This is a genomic window from Nitrobacter sp. 62-23 (genome assembly GCF_001897285.1).
Lineage (GTDB): Bacteria > Pseudomonadota > Alphaproteobacteria > Rhizobiales > Xanthobacteraceae > Nitrobacter.
Window position 1 is genome coordinate 49,078 of sequence record NZ_MKSM01000099.1, and the last position, 17,351, is coordinate 66,428.

Consider the following 17,351-nt stretch of genomic DNA (forward strand, 5'->3'; position numbering starts at 1 on the left):
GCGTCGGTGGCGACGGCGCCAACGCGGGAGCGGCCTATGCCAGCCCCGGCGCCGGCGGCCAGGGCGGAACGTCCGGTCATGTCATCGTCCAGGCGGCCGGATCGATTATTACCGATGGCTTCGGCGCGTTTGGCATCCAGGCCGAGAGCACGGGCGGCGGCGGTGGCACTGCGGCCAGCGGCAGCGGCGTTGTTTCGATCGGTGCCTCGGGGGGATCCGCGGCCAATGGCGGCATCATCGATGTAACCAACGATGGGCACATTACGACCAATGGCGCTTTCTCCCACGGCATCGTTGCGGCCAGCATCGGCGGCGGCGGTGGCGCTGGAAGCCAATCGGGCAGCCTGGTTGCGCTCGGCGGTGCGGGAAACTCGAGCGGCGACGGCGACACCGTGACGGTCACCAACAATGGCATCATCCGGACCACCGGTACCGGGTCGTATGGTGTCTATGCTGAAAGCGTCGGCGGCGGCGGTGGCAACGGCGGCGGCGCGTCGGGCTTCATCACCATCGGTGGTGACGGCGGTGGTGGCGGCAAAGGTGGTGACGTCAACGTCTACAATTACAACCTCATCGCGACGAGTGGTCTCGGCAGTCACGGCATTTTTGCGCAAAGTGTTGGCGGCGGTGGCGGCGACGGCGGATCGGCCAGTTCCTATGCCGGTCCTTCGGTTGGCTCGGTGTCGATCGGCGGCAACGGTGGCGTCGCCAGCAATGGCGGCAATGTGCTGGTTCAGAACGACGGCGCCATCAACGTATCCGGCTTCCGCTCCAGCGCGATCTTTGCGCAAAGCACCGGCGGCGGCGGCGGCAACGGCGGCGACAGCATGGGCCTCGGCGTGACTGTGGTGGACTACACCATCGGCGGCAAAGGTGGCGCGGCAGGAAATGGCGGCACCGTGGAGGTCGACAATTACGGTACGATCACAAGTCATAGCGATCTCGCACCCGCTATCCTCGCACAAAGCATTGGCGGCGGTGGCGGTAACGGTGGCGCTGCCTATGCAATCACCGGCAACCTGGTGAATGCAACGGTTGCGATCGGAGGCAGTGGCAACGGCGGCGGTGACGGCGGCACGGTTACCGTCAATCAGACCGGTGCGATCACAACGACCGGCATCGGCTCCAACGGCATAACGGCATTCAGCATCGGCGGCGGCGGCGGCACCGGCGGGACCAGCATGGCGCGCTCGATCAGCGCGTCGCCCAAGGGATCAATGGCCTTGGGACTTGCGATTGGCGGCAGCGGCGGCGTCGGCGGCGATGGCGGTGAAGTCAGCGTCAACAATACCGGCTGGATCATGACCGGCGGCGCTGCCTCCGTTGGCGTATTTGCCCAAAGCGTCGGTGGCGGTGGTGGCAACGGCGGCGACGCGACCGCGACGGCACAGGTGATCGTCGCGGAAAACGCAGCTGCGATTTCGATCGCCATCGGCGGCTCCGGCGCCGGTGGTGGCGACGGCAAGGCCGTGACGATCACCAACAACGGCCGTATCGTGACGCTCGGCAACGATGCGCACGCGATCGTGGCGCAAAGCATTGGCGGCGGCGGCGGCATGGGCGGCGCCGGCCGCGCCAGTTCGGATGCTGACGTGGCTGGTGGGCTGGTGAGCTTTCTTGCGCTCAATTCGGACGATCCGGATCCCACCAAGCCTCCGCCAGAACAGGACAAACCGGACCGCAACGGAAAGAAGACCGACGACGCCAAGAAGGGAGAGAAGGAAGATACCAAGATATCGGTTGCGATCGGTATCGGCGGCAGCGGTGGCGTTGCAGGCGCCGGCGGCACAGTCACGGTCGGCAATACCGGCTCGATCGATACTTACGGCTATGCGGCTTACGGAATTTTTGCCCAAAGCGTTGGCGGCGGCGGTGGCGCCGGCGGTGGTGGTGGCGGCGAGAGCGACGGCGATATCAGCGTCGGTGTTGGCTTGGGTGCCAGCTCGGGCGGCGCCGGCAAAGGTGGCGATGTCATCGTGACCAATACGGGCACGATCGCGACGCGTGGCGGAGATGCCTATGGAATTTTCGCGCAGAGTGTGGGCGGCGGCGGCGGTATTGCGGCAGCAGGTGACGCCAGCGCGGGCACCGATGTAAAAAATATAGGGATCAGCGTCGGCGGCTCGGCCGGAAGCTCCGGTGAGGGTGGAGTTGTTACGGTCAACCAGACCGGTGACGTGACAACGCTCGGCGATCGCGCGGTCGCGATCTTCGCGCAAAGCATCGGCGGCGGCGGCGGTGTCGGCGGTACTGGTCAAGGGGCCGATGGTGGCTCCGTCATGGTTGGCGGCTCGGGTAGCGCAGGCGGCAAAGGCGGCGACGTTAACGTGACGATGACCGGCGATATTCTGACCTTCGGTGACGGCGCTCACGGCATTTTCGCGCAAAGCGTCGGTGGCGGCGGCGGTGTCGGCGGCGACGTCTCGGGCAGCAACCCGACCCTGATAAGCCACGCGATGACGATTGGCGTCGGTGTCGGTGGTACCGGCGGCGGCGGTGGTAACGGCGGTGATGTCACGATCGGCACGACCGGCACCATTACCACATACGGCTACCGGACTTACGGCATCTTCGCGCAAAGCATCGGCGGCGGTGGCGGCACCGGTGGCAGCGGCAATGCCAGCTTCGGCACCATTCCATTCGCGGGTTCGAACGGCGGTGCCGGCTCGGGCGGCAAGATCACCATCGACCAAAGCGGCAGCGTGATTGCGTACGGTCTCGACTCCCACGGAATTTTTGCGCAAAGCGTTGGCGGCACGGGCGGCGACGATATTACGGTCAACCTGCATAGCGGCACGGTTTCCGGCGGCGGCGGATCGGCCGCAGGTATTTACATCGACGGCGGCAAAACCAATTCGGTCACGATTGCCGCTGACGCTACCGTCACTGCGTTGTCAGGTCTGGCGATCAAGGCCACCGACGGCGTCGATCAGAACAACGTCGCGCATGCGACTGGCAATACCGCGATTACGAACTCCGGAAACATTTTTGGTAACGTTGACCTTGGCTCCGGAATCGGCAGCCTCAGCAATCTTGCATCGGGCGCTTTCGTCACCGGCCAAACAATCAATCTCGGCTCAGGCACGATGAGCAATGCCGGCCGGCTCGACCTCGGCGGTATCGGCTATAAAATCAACGCCGCGTTGAACGGGAATTTCATCCAGGCGCCGAGCGGCGTATTGGTGGTCGACGCGGCGTTCGGTGGCACGTCGGATGTGCTTGCAGCGACGGGAACCGCCAACGTGCGCGGCAAAGTCGAGCCTCATCTCGCGTCGTTGATGCCAAACGCGCCAACGACGATTGTCAGTGCCGCCAATGGGTTTGTCGGCACCAACGACGTCACGCCGATCAATAGTGCCAGCGTGACTTATGGTCTGCAGATCGCGGGCAACGATTTGCAACTCAGTGTTCAGAGCGCGCAGTTTGTGCCGCCTGCGTTTGCGTCCTATTTTTCGCCGAACGAGATTGGTGTTGCCAATCAGCTTCAGGGTATCTGGAATGCCGGCGGCGGAGCGGCTGGTATGGGGCCGGTCTTTGCGTACTTCGCCACCATTCCAGATTCCAACACTTACGGCCAATCACTTGATCGATTGCACGGCGCATCCTACGCAAGCCAGGCGTCCGCCGCGATTTTGACCGGTCTCAACTTCACCGACAGCATGATGAGTTGTCACGGGGTTCAAGGCGCGCTCGCCCCCCTTCGCGAAACGGCTTGCGAGTGGACCAAGGTCACGGGTGTTCTGACGGACAAAGGTTCGGTGTCCGGTTCGAACGGATATCGCGATCGTGCCGGGCGCATCCAGGCCGGCCGCCAGATCGAGATTGCACCGGATTGGTTCTTTGAAATCGCGGCAGGTTATGAGTATGGCCACACGACGGTCGGTAATTTTTCCGCCACGCAAGCTGATCGTTATGACATCGGATTGGCGCTCAAACGCCAGGTAGGGCCATGGTTGTTTGGCGTGGCGCTCGATACGGGATACGCCGCGCTCGATACTACGCGCGGTATCAATCTTGCGGGCATCGGGTCTGCCAGAAGTCGATCAAGCATCTGGCGGCTCGATACCCGATTCCACGCGGCTTATCTGGCGGAATTCGGCATCACTTACGTCAAGCCGATGCTCGACTTCGACGTCATTTATAATGCCATGCCAGGGTTTAGCGAGACGGGTGCCGGCGTGTTGGGCCTGCGTGTTGCTTCGGCCAGTCAGATGATGTTCGCTTTTGCGCCATCGGTGGAGCTTGGTCAAACCATCATTTGGAACAATGGTCAGGCCATGCGGCCCTATATTCGGGCCGGCGCCACGTTGCTGTCGACCGGCAGCTGGACGATCAACTCCAATTTTGAAGGTGCCTCGGCCGGCGTCGCCTCGTTTGCATCGGTGAATTCGATGCCGCGTACCCTGGCCAAGACGTCGGCGGGTATCGATCTTTATGGATTGTGGGGCGTTCCCGGGCTCGATCTGAAGCTGCAATACGAAACACAGTTTACCAGCGGCTATCAGGATCAAACGGGTTCAATCAAGCTGACCCGACGTTTTTGACCTCGCCGAAGAAGATCCGGCTCGCCCCGGGATCACGTGGCTGTCTGTACCATCTGAATACGCAAAGCCCGCTGTTGGCGGGGTCGCGAGACCGTTGAAGGCGGTCGCAACAATATTCAGCTTCTTCGCCTCCGACGACGACCAAATCACCGATCTTGATCGGGCGCTCGGCCAGAAGGATCAGCCCTGACACGAAATTGTTGACGATGCTTTGCAAACCGAAACCGATACCGACGGAGAATGCGCCGGCCAGTATCGCGAGATTGGACAGGTCGAAGCCTGCGTAAGAGAAGGCCACAAGCGTTGCGATGACGACGCTGCCGTATCCCACTCCAACGCGAATCGAATCGCGGAGGCCGCCCCCAGCCGTGGCCCAAGCTTGGACACCGGGCATCTGAGCTCGATGTGTTGCTGGCGGCGAACGCGGTCGGTTCGACGGATTCCACGCGGTGCCGTCGTCGGTCTCCAAGACCTGCCTGGTGCGCTTCGATAACAACAAATACTCGGTCGCAGCCAGCGCCGTCGGGCGCCCGGTCGAGGTTCAGGCCTAGCTGTTGCTCAAATTCGTTCGAGCCCAACATGAGCGAACCTGCGGCCGACAGTTGCTCAACCCGCTGATTGGCGCGATATTGGCGTTTACTCTCTCTCTAGAAGATGAACGAGCCGCGTTAGCGGAGACAAGGCCGATAGCAATGGTAATCGCAAATCCAATCGCCTGCCCGCTGGTTAGGCCCACATTTTGAAGAAGAACGCTTAGGTCGCTCATGTTGGGCTTCGTGTATCACGATATCGAAAGGTAATTAATCGTCTCGACCAATTCCATCCGCTTGCTTAACACGCCGTGCGCCTCCCCAAGAACGGCGTTTTCCACCGCCTTGGACAAAGCGGGCCGGATAGTGAACGGAATTGAGGGGTTGCTTGAGTTCATGATCGCGTCGATCTGCGAGTTTGGTGGTTCTGATAGATTTTGTGGCATGCGATAAGCGCCGTTCAGGAATCATCTGGGAAATCGAGAGCAGGACTACAAAAGGGTTGAGCCAGTGCTGATCACCGCTTTCACCATCCTCGGAATTGCCGTGCTGCTAGGTTCCGTGCTTGCAGTTATGTATATGCGTGAAGGCGCTGCAGCGCCGTCCTGGCGGCTGGCGGGACTGCACGGACTGATGGCCATCAGCGGTCTCGGCTGTCTCGGTCTCGCTTTGCGTGGGCCGCCTCGTGGGCTCGATCAGGGGGCCGGCTCGTTCGGCATGATTGCAGCCGTGCTGATCGCTTTGGCGGCCGTCGTCGGCCTCGCCCTCTTTTCATCGCGCCTTCGCAAGCGGCGACTCTCGGGCACGCTGATCGGCATTCACGCCACGCTCGCGATAAGCGGCTTTGTCGTGCTCATCGTCTACGTGACGGCTTGAGGCGGCTGAGACCGTCGGGGCGTTGACCGTGCCCAGATGATCCTAATGCGGCCCGGATCACCGGTACGACTGAAAGCCACCGCGCCGATATGTCCCTCAGGGCGTGCGAAGAGCAGGGCGAAGGTTCGGAAGGAATTGAGCGCGTCGTGGTATGGGGCGCTAAGTCGACGGACGAAGCTGCTGAGGCCAATTGAGTCCACGACACGGAAAGCGCTGGGGACCATGAGCGATCACCAAAATTCCTTCTCGTCCTCGTGGTCAACGAGGCTCTGTTCCGCATGTCGCGAATGAGGTGGACTGAGAAGTCGTAGACGTTCGCTTTCTGCGGCGGCTTCGGTCGCGATGATACGAAACGCCTCCTGCGAGCGGGTGCCTTTCGCGGCTGATTGAAGAATCCGTTCGGCCATTAGCACTTGTGTTGATGAATCGGGGCAGACTTCCAATGCGGCCTGTGCAAGCGCGCCCCTCATGATCGTAACCAGCTCTGCATCAAACATAAGCGCAGTCTCCATTTTGGCGTGGCTGTACCATGGGTCGGTGACAGTCGTACTGCGGAACTCTGACGATGATGAGTCGAGCGGATTAAACTTCGGACACGTTGGGTCACATCGTCACACGACGATGTGACTGACCATACACATAGTTTGTACTCAGCATTCGCCTTGAAAATGGCAGACCGCGTTTATGAGTTTGCCGTCCAGCTAGACGCGGCTCCGTTTATTTATCCGGATCGACCGAACGGATTTCCGCAGCTACGCGAGCCGGTGGATATGAACCGGTTTGGACGGCGGCCAGCGGGAAGAATCTAGCAATGCGCGCTTGTTGGAGTTCGGCTTCTATTGTGCGGCGCTGGTGCTCATCGGAAAAAGGAAGTTCTGTCTCACTCTGGTGAATGGCTGGTTTTGCGATCCGAGATGTCGTTCCGTCCCGATCGGTGACGATGCTGTATTCAACGGTGTTTTCTACCCAACGTAGGACGAACGCGCCGCGGCCTTTTCCTTCGATCCGCTCATCGATCGACACCAACTTCTTCATCGCAGCCTCCTTTCATGAGGGTCGTCTTTAGTTACCGTGACGCGCAGCGTCAGACGCCAACTCATGCACCTTCCGGCCGGTAACGTGTAGCCATCTCCGCTGCAGATCGGGCATTCGCCATTGTCATAGTCGTGCGAACCGCTTGCAACGGATGTGTCATGAACCCAACATTCGATGCCGCCGGAAAACCGCTGCTTTGCGGACATTGATACGGAGAGGGTCGATGAGCTTCCTGCAGGAAAAGCGAGAGACACGCTTCGCAGGAAAGCTGGTGACCACGAATCAGCCGCGCACCGCTGAGTGACGGGAGAGGCTTTCGACAACTACTGAAATTGCCGCGCCGAGCGCCGCTTTCGGTTATTTCCGTTTCAGCCCTAACTCAACCTGCCGCCTGATGCGGCCTGGTCGGCGTACCTCTATCGCGCATTTGGCGCTGCCTGACATGCGGGACGTCGTGGCCTCGTCTCCCAGTGTTTCGAGCAATGTCACCGCGGGCTCACCGGATATTGCCGATCATCCGCCGCTGGACTTGGGACTTCTGCCTCATAATGTTCGAGACGGCCGTTGGATGATCTTCCGGTCGCGCCACGGCAGACAATTGAAATCGCGTTCGTTCGCCAGTTCGTAGTGAGCGCCAGCCCATCACCATCATCCCGAATAGCAGTTAAGCCATCGTCGGCCAAGCATCCGTCGTCGACGGCGACACGCTCGAAATTCGCGGGCGGCGCATTCGTCTATCCGGCATAGACGCACCCGAGTCGGATCAACTCTGCCGTGGCGACGATAGCCTGCCGTTGTGGCGCGAAGGCCGCAAACAAGCTTGATCGCTTCATTACTGGTAGGTCAGTTAGTTGCGAAGGCGTCGGCCGGGATCAGTATGGGAGTGTTGTGGCGATCTGTTCGATTGATGGCGAAGACGTTGCGACATGGCTTGTGGGCAATGGCCTCGCATTCGATTGGCCGAGATATTCAAAGGGCCGATATGCAGACGCTCAGAAAGACGCGGAGCGCGCGAGCCGTGGTGTTTGGGCTGGATCGTATGTCGTGCCTTGGGCCTATCGGGCGTGCATCAGGAACGGTGGACGGCCGGGCGGGTGTTCGGATGGATGCGAATGCAAACTGACCGCTCACCAAGAGTACTTTAACACCCCCTTGCCTGCGTAGCTTCCGGTCGTGTTGGAGAACTCGCCTTCGAAGGTGGCAGCGGCTGCGAAGCCATTGGCCCACGTCATCTCAGCGGCAGCCGTGACCAATGCGGCATCGCGTGCTTGCGCTGCGCCGTTGACAACAAATGACGCGCCCGGCAACGACTGGAACGTCGCCGCGATCGAGCGATCGGTATCGAAGTTGTGAGCCCACGCCGCGCGGCCGCGCAATGTCAGGATGGCATCGTTGAGCGCGAACGACTTGTCGGTACGCACGCCGAGTTCGGAGCGGGATGCGGTTGCATTCTTCGCCGCGTAGCTGAGCGCGAACAGATTGCCGCCGGCACTGCTCTGCTCGACATAGGCCGGCAGGTCGTAGCTGGTGAACTGCCCCGCGGCATAGGGCGTGATGCCCAGCCATGAGGTGGCAATGCGATAGCCGCCTTCGAGCCGCCCGGAGAAAGCATTGGCGTTGAAATTCGCACGCAACCGCTCGATCCCATTCGCCGTCACGATGCGGTCGGTGGTGATGTCCTGCCAGCCATAGGCCAGAGCGCCGCTGAGATAGGCATTGCCGATACGGTGACGTGCGTTGACACCGACCTGGAACAGATCGGAGCGCCCCGTACCGAAGCCGCTGTCGACGCGGAATTGGGTTCCGCCGCCGGCCATTGCAAAGCCGACCAGCGTATCCGGCGATATCCGGTAATCGGCGCCGACGGCGCCACCATAAACACTGCTGGTCGCGGTGTTAGAGCCGACAACGCTGTTGCCATCGGTGGTCTGCGAACCACCGAAGCCCGCCGCCCAAACATTCCAGCGTTGACCGAAGGTTGGTGCCGGCGGAGGCGCCTTGCGATAAATCGCGGCATAGGCATCGCGCTCGGAAGCGCTGCGCCTCCTGCCATTGGCGGCATAGCCGAGTGCGCTGGTATCGTCCGCATAGGCCGTCGGAATGACTGACGCACCATCGCCGCCGCGTCCGGCCATGAACGGGTCGGTCATCACCCCCATGAACAGGCCCATTGCGTTGAATGTCGCCTGCTGGGTCCCGGTGGCAAGTTCGCCGGAAACCTGCGTCAACCCCTGCGGTGACAGCGCGCCGAACGCCAGCGGAATCCCGCCAGTGCTGTTGAAGAAGTTGGTCAGCGTGGTCGCAACCGCTTGTTGATTGCGATTGAGGCCGCTGGGCATAACAAAGTTCAAGTTCAGATCGAGATAGGCGTTGCTGCCGTCATAGGCGAGCGTGGTGTTGAAGTTGGTCGGCAGATTGGTGTTCACCGGGCCTGAGAATGTGCCGCTGACGCCGCCGTCGGCGGTGAGAATGGTGTAGCGCTTTCCGACGTAGGTGCCGGGAGCGAACTGCGCCGCGACCGTCGCGCCACCCAGCGCCGCCGAACCGGTCACATGAGTGAAGTCTGACGCTGTTGGCGAGACTTCGACCATGTAGGTCGAGGCGGCTGTCAGCACCAGATTGCCCGCCACCGTCAATGCGCCGATCGAATTGCCCGGCGACAGCGTGCCGCCATTGATCATGGTGTTGCCGACCGTGCCGTTGCCGCCCAGCGTCGCTCCGGCCTCCACCGTCGTCAGCGACGACGATGCGATCGAGCCGTTGACCGAGAGCGTGCCGGCGTTCACCGTCGTTGCGCCGGAATATATGCTGTTGCCCGCAAGCCTCAGCGTCCCCGCGCCGGTCTTGGTCAGGCCGCCCGGACCGGTGATGCCTTGCATTATCGTCAAGTTGTTTGCGGCGCTGGCAATATCGATGCCGCCTCCAAGGCTCCCCAGGGTTATGCTGCGCGAGGTTGAATTGAAGGTCGTTCCCGTCACTTGCAGCGCGCCGCCGTTGAGGGTCAATGCGCCTGAGGATGCGCCGAGACGGCCGTTGCTCGACACCGACAGCGTGCCGCCGGATATTGTCGTCCCTCCGCTATAGTTGGTGATGCCGGACAGTGTAAGTGTGCCGGTGCCGACCTTGATCAATGATGCATTGGCGCCGGAGCTTGTCTCCCAAAGCTGGCCCGAGTAACTCGTCGACTGATTGTTGCCGCCGATGGTCAGCGATTGATTCTGTCCACTGAACTGAACCCGAAAACCTGTTCCGCTCAATGATCCCATGGACACGGCATGGTTGTTGCCGTCGATGAGAACGCCGGCGCTACCATTCAGATTGAATGCCGCCAGACCTCCGGACGAGGTGTCCTTAAGGTCGATCTGACCCGTACCTGTCAGGTTCAAAACGACATTCTCGCCCATCGAGGCGTTGTTATTCATTATCAGGCCGGCGTTATTCAAGTTGATGGTCTGGACCAAACCGGAATTGTTGACGATCCCGTCGCCGTGTAATCCGAAGCCGGTGGGCGCCGGACCGATGTTAAAGACAAAGGACGGAGCGCCAGCCTCAAATACAAAGGCGGCTGCGTTGCTTCCCGCGAGCGCCGATATCGTCGTGTTTAACGCCGCGGGACCGAACTGGAGGTCTATGGCTGTTGAGTTGGGGACGGCGGCGGGGCTCCAGTTGGAGTCGGTATGGTAATCGCTGGACGTGCCGCCGATCCACGTGGCGGTCTGCGCCGTTGCTTCATCGGCAAACGGCAGCCACATCACACTGATCACCACTCCGATGGCGGTTGTGGGCGATAATCTGGTCAAGACCCTTCTGCTCCACACGATTTCACACCACCTTGATCGTATTCGCGTCGATCCTCCGACAAAGCCTTGATTTGCGTATGGCATTTTCGGCAGAAGTCGAATGGCTTGCCGCGTTAACGCCGAGGACGCCAACAGTACCGCGCACCAAAAATACCGACCACCGATCCGTGCCCATCCCGATGCCCCTCCGTTGGCGAAGCTGACGCCTCGCTCTTGCTTTCTTGACTGTCCGTTAAATCGGCTAATAGCCTCCGGCGCAACCCAAGATCGCCGATCGTCATGTCCACGATTGTCGCACGGTGTTGGAGTTCACCTTCGATAATTAGGGCTATGGTGATGTCACCCCTTCTGTCGTGCGCTCGTTGCCGGTCTCGGCTCGCCCCAGCGGATTATCTATTCCGGTACGGCGCGCGCGCCTCGCTCCAAAAGGCTGGTCGTCGTCCGTTGATGGCTCACGCTCTACGGACACAATATCGCCGCTACCATCTTCTTCCTCGACCGCTGGGGGCACTAAAGCCAAGACTTCAGCGGCCGACATGATCGCGCCGTTGCCCGTATGAATCTCATAGAGCTTGTGAGAGGCTTCAGGCTTCCCCCGCAAGGCGTCAATACAATCCCCCGTAACGAGCCGTGCATGATTGTGTAAGGCGAGCCCCCCGTCCCTTCGGGCTGATCCGCTCGCCATTCAGCGAGGGCCATTTCATCAGTTTTGCGGTGGTGTCGGTAATCATTGTATTTCAATGAGGGTGCCGTGGGGTGACTCGCGCCAGGACTCAACCGCGCTTATCGCTGGCAGGCGAAAAGCCAATGCACGGCGCTGACGGCTTACCGCCACCAGTCACCAAGCGGCGCGCCAATCATTCCCGCGGCCGATCCCCCTGCCCTGCACGAATCTCGCGTGCATGATTCGTCTGCGACAGTCGTCAGGGCCTTCTCCGTAACGGATGACAGCGGACACCAACGGATGGAGAAAGAGTCACAACGGATGACAACGGGCGGTAACAGGCGAATGCCCACACCCCAGACGAGAATACGCCTATCGGTGACAAGTCAAAATACAACTTAAGTGATTGATTTCATTGGTACAGTTGGGTGGGCTCGAACCACCGACCTCCTGTTCCACAGACAGGCGCTCTAACCAACTGAGCTACAACTGCATCCGGCTCGCATCCTGAAAACGGTTGCGAACGGGGCGGAAACTAGGAGCAACGCCCTGTTTTGGCAAGGCCGCAACCATCGGTTATCGCGGGGCCGGCCGCTTAAGCGACGGCTCAGCCGCAACCGCCCCTCGTCCCCGACTCAAGGCTCGGCTTGCGCCGCAGAATCGGGAGCATTCGACGACATATCCTGACTCTCAGGCGGGTCCCGGGCGGGAGCCGGCCTCGAAGCGGGCGAAACCCGAACCACGCAGGTCCGGGCTTGTCGTAGACCGCAACGTTCGATCAGGCGGGGGGCTGGAACAGTTTCGACGCGCCTGTCCTGATCGGCTCGGCGGTTTCGGCGGCGATCGTCTGGGTCAACTCGGCAAGCTCCCGGGCCTGGGCTGCAAACGTCCCGAATTGTCTGCGGGTATGGCTGCTCCACACTTCGGTCGCATCGGACAGCGATTTCGCGCCAACCAGTTCCTGCAGAAAATCGAAGCCGGCGCTGGTGTTGGCCTGACCGAAGCCGAGCAGCTTGGTGGAATAGGCGTGTGCGCCCTTGCTGGCAGCGCTGAATACCGCCTCGACGGCCCCATTGCCGTCCTGCGCGGCCTCCTTGAATTTCGCGTAGTTGTCGCGGGCTTGCGCGATACCTTTTTCGGCGAATGCGCGTACCTGCTCGGGGACTTCGAAGGGGTCGCTTTTGTTGGTCATGGCATATGTCCTTTGCTTCGGATGAATCGTGTGATCCCGCAAACCGCCGTTCACCCGACGTAACGGCTCGATCGGCGGAACGGATGCCCGTATTCGGGATCATCGATTCCGAGGCCGGGCAAGCAGCCTTCCGTACTCTACCATAGCTATTGTGCGACGCAATAAGATATTGCGACGCAAAATATCGGATCGTTGCGGAAAAAGCTCGAAGGCAAAGTCGAGCGCTCCGGTTTCGGCCGGGTAATGGCGGTCAGATTTTAGGCTTCCCCATATCCATGGCGGCCCGGCCCATGCTTTGCCCCATTTCACTGGCCTGCTCAGTCAGCGCTTTCATCTGGCTTTGCACATATTCGGCGTGCAGCCGCATCACCTCGGACAGATCGGTGGCGCGCAGAAGCTTCTCGGCGTAGTCCAGCGACGCGGTCATGTTCTGCTGGACGAAGGAGATCGCCTTGCTGCTGATGTCCCGAACGCCGCTGCGAACCGCCTCGCTGTGCCCGTCGATCGAACTGGCGGTCTGCTGGGCTCCGCTGAGAAAGCTCTCGAAGGCTTTGCGCGCCTGCTCGAAACCGGCTTCGGCCATCGACCGCATGTCATTCGGAATCTCGAAACGGTCACGCCCTTCATCGCTCATGGTCACCACTCCTGTTGCAGGCCCTCGCGCCGGTTTCCTTCCAGGCTTTCCATCGTGGACCTCTGGTTTGTTTTTGCAACACCTCAACGTGCTTCGAGCCGGGGAGGTCCATGAACCCCGGCCGAATTAAGGTTATCCGGGCTTTAGCGGGGATTATGGAGTACGAGCCGTGGACCTCTGGTGAGCCGGACGCGATACTGATGAAACCGCCACGGCGCCGGCATGCGCCGCGGCGCAACAGGCAACAACCAGAGACGTCGAACCACACGGTGCCCATGACCAGCGGCGAGACCAGCGCCGATTTCCCCTTGCAGGGCGTGACCGATCCGCGGCTCGCCGTTCATGCGGCGGGCGCGCAGCCGGCATGGCTGTGGTCGTTCGACGGCGCGCGCATTCTGTGGAGCAATCCGGTCGGCGCTTGCGTATTCGGCGCTGCCAATGCGGGCGCTCTCGCCTCGCGAAACTTCGGTTCCAACGATTTCCGCCGACAGCAGGTGTCCCGGCTTGCGGATCGGCTGCCGCCGACAGGCGCGGTGCGGCTCGAACGCCTGCGAGGCTTCGGCGCGACGCTCGGCGGCCTCGTCACCTGCGCCTGCGCGCGGCTGGATTTCCCGAACGGCACCGGCGGCATTCTCGTCACCTGCGTAGAGCCGCTGGGCGGCAGCATGCCGCTGATCGAGCGCTTGCAACGACTGGCGGAAGGCATCGATACGCCGGTCGCCGCGTTTGCGCACGACGGACAACTGGTCAGCGCCAGCGACGCTGCGCAGCCGCTGCTCGGTTTTCGCAGTCTGGCCGGGGCGGGGCTGGAGGGATTGCGCGAAGAGGCGCTACGCGACGGCCACGCCGAGACGTCGGCAGGACAGTTGCACGTGGCGCTGCAACGGGTCGGCAGCGGCAGCGACGTCGGATTCCTCGCACTGCTCACGCCACATGCCGCCAATCCTTCCACCTTGGAACGCAGGTCTGAACCGCAATCCGTACCGCCGTCGTCGAACGAAACAACCGTCTTCCCGACGCAAGTTGTCGAGCCGGCGGCACATCCCGCCCTCGATGCATCGCATTCGCCTGATACCGCGTCGCGCGATTCCGTTCCGCGGATGCGTCGCCATCCTCTGCGCTTCATGTGGCGGATGGATGCGGATGGCCGCTTCTCGCTCGGCTCCGACGACTTCACCCGCGCCATCGGCATGCGCACGGCAGCAGGTTTCGGCCGGTTATGGAGCGAAATCACGGAGGTGTTCGGACTCGATCCCGAAGGCCGCGTCGCGAAGGCGATCGCCACCCGCGACACCTGGAGCGGCATCACGCTGCTTTGGCCCGTCGACGGATCCGACGCGCGCCTGCCCGTCGAACTGTCGGGGCTGCCGGTCTACGATCGCGCGCGCAATTTCGCAGGCTATCGCGGCTTCGGCGTCTGCCGCGATCGCGAAGGGTTGGCGCGGCTCGCGGCGCATCGACGTCACGAATTTTTGTTCAACGAGACCTCCCACCCGCAGCCGGCTGCCACATCGGCTCCCGATGCAGCGGATGCCCCCGAATTTTCAGTTCAGCCAGCAGAACCGGACACTGTCGTGGAACCTCCCAAGAATGTCCTGCCGTTCAGGTCCTCGACCGACCTGAGGCCTCCTTCGCTCACTCCTGTGGAGAACAACGCCTTCCACGAACTGGCCCGGCAGCTTTCGGCACGGCTCGAGGGCGAGCAGCAGGCTCTCTCACCCGATGCCATCACCGAGCGACCGGTTACGCAGGAATCACCCCCAAACCAATCCCAGGACGAACCCCGGGATGATCCCAATGTCACCGCCATCGGAGCACAGGAGGACGGACTGTCTTTGCCGAAAGCCGCGCCAACCGCGCCGCAAGCCGATCCCGCGCGCGACAGGCCGGTGCTCGACCTGCTTCCGACCGGCGTGATGATTTACCGGCTCGACCGGGTCCTTTACGCCAACCACGCCTTTCTCACCCAGGTCGGCTACGACGGCCTGGTTGCACTGGAGCAGGCCGGCGGGCTCAATGCGCTGCTGGTCGAATCCGGCTTGCCTGTCGCCGAAGACACGCCGACCGCCGGCTCTCCCGTCACCATTTCGGCCACCGCGCCGTCGGGCGCGCGGCAGCAGCCGATCGCCGCTCGCCTTTTCGTGATCAACTGGGATGGCGAGCCTGCGCATGCGCTGATCTGCGCCACTGCGCCGCCCTCGCCCGTGGATCAAGCCACCGCCGAGGAACTCGGCGCCATCCTTGACACCACAACCGAAGGCATCCTGATGTTCGACAACGGCGGACGCATCACCGCCAGCAACCGCGGCGCGGAGACGCTGTTCGGCCATTCCGGCGACAGCCTCACGCAGCTCAATCTCGCCGATCTCTTCGCGCCGGAAAGTCAGGACGCCGTGCGCGACTATCTCAGCGGACTTGCGGGTGGCAGCGCCGGCCTGCCCGATCAAGGCCGCGAGGTGTTGGGCTGCGCGCGCGAGGGCCGCCTGATTCCGCTGTCGATGACAATGGGCCGGATGCGGGCCGATGGTCGCAACTTCTTCGCGGTGTTCCGCGACCTGTCGCAGACCCGGAAGGCCGAGACCGAACTGTCGCGGGCGCGGCGGCAGGCCGATCACGCGGCGAGCGCCAGAGCCGACGTGCTGGCGCGGATCAGCCATGAAATCCGAACGCCGCTCAACGCCATCATCGGCTTCGCGGACGTGATGGGCGACGAGAAATTCGGTCCTCTCGGCAACGAACGCTACGGCGAATACATGAAGGACATCCGCGCTTCCGGCGAGCGCATCATCGCTTTCATCGACGACCTGCTCGACCTGTCGCGGATCGAAACCGGCAAGCTCGACCTCGCCTTCGTCAACCAGAACCTCAACGAGTTGGTCGAGCAATGCGTCGCGGTGATGCAGCCGCAGGCCAATCGCGAGCGCATCATCATCCGCACATCGCTCGCGCACACGCTCCCGCCGGTGGTGGCGGATGCGCAGGCGTTGCGCCAGATTACGCTCAACCTGATCGGCAACTCGATCCATCTCGCCAACGCCGGCGGCCAGGTCATCGTCTCGACGGCCCTCACCGATTTTGGCGACGTGGCGCTGCGCGTGCGCGACACCGGCCATGGGCTCAACGACAACGAGGTGGCCGCAGCCACTGAGCCCTTCCGCACACCGGCTCCGAGCGATCGAGCCTCGGAGAGCGCCGGCGTCAGCCTGTCGCTCACAAAGGCTCTGGTGGAAGCCAATCGCGCCCAGTTCAACATCAGGACCGGACCGCATTCCGGGACGCTGATCGAGGTGGTGTTCGCGCAGGCGAAGGCGCAGGCTTCGGAATAGCAAAGCCCACACGCCGGCAGAACCGCCGGCCTCTGCCAGACCTTTACGCGAAACGGTAGCCGCTTCGCTTGAAAACGCTCTAGTTGCGCTTCAAGCGTCCTTCAGCGCAACGCGGTATTCAGCTTCGGTCTTCGCCCTGACCTCTTCCAGCGTGACGCCGTCGGCGAGTTCGATCAGAACCATGCCGTCCTTGCCGTGCTTGTCGATGGTGAACACCGCAAGATCGGTCACGACCATATCGACGACTTTTTCACCGGTCAGCGGCAGCGTGCAGCGCTTGAGCAGCTTGGGGCCATCCTTGGCGGAATGCTCCATCACCACGACGACGCGCTTGACGCCGGCGACGAGGTCCATCGCCCCTCCCATGCCCTTGACCATTTTGCCGGGGATCATCCAGTTGGCGAGATCGCCGTTCTGCGCCACCTGCATCGCGCCAAGGACTGAGAGGTCGATATGGCCGCCGCGCACCATGCCGAACGAGTCCGATGAGGAGAAATAGCTGGTGGTCGGCAGTTCGGTGACGGTCTGCTTGCCGGCGTTAATGAGGTCGGGATCCTCCTCGCCCTCATAGGGAAACGGGCCCATGCCGAGCATGCCGTTCTCGCTCTGAAGCTGAACGTCGATGCCGTCGGGGATGAAATTCGACACCAGCGTCGGAATGCCGATGCCGAGATTGACGTAATAGCCGTCGCGCAGTTCCCTGGCGGCGCGCGCCGCCATCTGTTCGCGGGTCCAAGCCATTGGACTCTC

Annotated in this window: 9 protein-coding genes, 1 tRNA gene and 2 pseudogenes; 4 read left to right on the forward strand and 8 right to left on the reverse strand. The window is 61.9% G+C overall.

What is annotated here, in order from left to right; genetic code table 11:
- A pseudogene (locus BGO16_RS09780) lies at window positions 1-4,544 on the forward strand (hypothetical protein); the annotation flags it as partial.
- Window positions 4,545-4,674: 130 nt separating this feature from the next.
- On the opposite strand, the pseudogene BGO16_RS09785 reads toward BGO16_RS09780, so the two are convergent.
- Window positions 4,675-4,902 (reverse strand): annotated as a pseudogene (locus BGO16_RS09785) (mechanosensitive ion channel domain-containing protein); the annotation flags it as partial.
- Window positions 4,903-5,584: 682 nt separating this feature from the next.
- On the opposite strand from BGO16_RS09785, the gene BGO16_RS09790 reads away from it, so the two are divergent.
- Window positions 5,585-5,950, forward strand: a complete 366-nt coding sequence (locus BGO16_RS09790; protein WP_292618495.1) for a hypothetical protein — start codon at window positions 5,585-5,587, stop codon at window positions 5,948-5,950.
- A 230-nt stretch (window positions 5,951-6,180) separates the two neighbouring features.
- On the opposite strand, the gene BGO16_RS09795 is transcribed toward BGO16_RS09790, so the two are convergent.
- Complete coding sequence (locus BGO16_RS09795) at window positions 6,181-6,447, reverse strand: hypothetical protein (protein ID WP_292618496.1); 267 nt, start codon at window positions 6,445-6,447, stop codon at window positions 6,181-6,183.
- A 220-nt stretch (window positions 6,448-6,667) separates the two neighbouring features.
- Complete coding sequence (locus BGO16_RS09800; RefSeq protein WP_292618497.1) at window positions 6,668-6,985, reverse strand: hypothetical protein; 318 nt, start codon at window positions 6,983-6,985, stop codon at window positions 6,668-6,670.
- Between the two features lie 774 nt (window positions 6,986-7,759).
- Between BGO16_RS09800 and BGO16_RS09805 the strand changes: the two genes are divergently transcribed.
- On the forward strand, window positions 7,760-8,149 hold the full coding sequence (locus BGO16_RS09805) for a thermonuclease family protein (protein WP_363091799.1): 390 nt from the start codon (window positions 7,760-7,762) through the stop codon (window positions 8,147-8,149).
- Here the strand turns inward: BGO16_RS09805 and BGO16_RS09810 are convergent.
- The 4 genes from BGO16_RS09810 to BGO16_RS09825 all read right to left on the reverse strand — a co-directional run bounded on the left by BGO16_RS09810 (window position 8,113) and on the right by BGO16_RS09825 (window position 13,275).
- Window positions 8,113-10,785: an autotransporter domain-containing protein gene (locus tag BGO16_RS09810; RefSeq protein ID WP_292618498.1), complete on the reverse strand. Its 2,673-nt coding sequence runs from the start codon at window positions 10,783-10,785 to the stop codon at window positions 8,113-8,115. The genes BGO16_RS09805 and BGO16_RS09810 overlap by 37 nt on opposite strands.
- Window positions 10,786-11,865: 1,080 nt before the next feature.
- Window positions 11,866-11,942, reverse strand: a tRNA-His gene (locus tag BGO16_RS09815).
- Between the two features lie 285 nt (window positions 11,943-12,227).
- Window positions 12,228-12,641, reverse strand: a complete 414-nt coding sequence (locus BGO16_RS09820; RefSeq protein ID WP_292618499.1) for a phasin — start codon at window positions 12,639-12,641, stop codon at window positions 12,228-12,230.
- A gap of 250 nt (window positions 12,642-12,891) precedes the next feature.
- Window positions 12,892-13,275 (reverse strand): phasin, encoded by a 384-nt coding sequence (locus BGO16_RS09825; RefSeq protein WP_292618500.1) that lies wholly within the window; start codon window positions 13,273-13,275, stop codon window positions 12,892-12,894.
- Window positions 13,276-13,550: 275 nt separating this feature from the next.
- Here BGO16_RS09825 and BGO16_RS09830 point away from each other — a divergent pair, with 275 nt between their 5' ends.
- On the forward strand, window positions 13,551-16,601 hold the full coding sequence (locus BGO16_RS09830) for a PAS domain-containing sensor histidine kinase (protein WP_292618559.1): 3,051 nt from the start codon (window positions 13,551-13,553) through the stop codon (window positions 16,599-16,601).
- Window positions 16,602-16,691: 90 nt separating this feature from the next.
- Here the strand turns inward: BGO16_RS09830 and BGO16_RS09835 are convergent, their stop codons facing one another.
- On the reverse strand, window positions 16,692-17,342 hold the full coding sequence (locus BGO16_RS09835) for a CoA transferase subunit B (RefSeq protein WP_292618501.1): 651 nt from the start codon (window positions 17,340-17,342) through the stop codon (window positions 16,692-16,694).
- Between the last annotated feature and the right edge of the window lie 9 nt (window positions 17,343-17,351).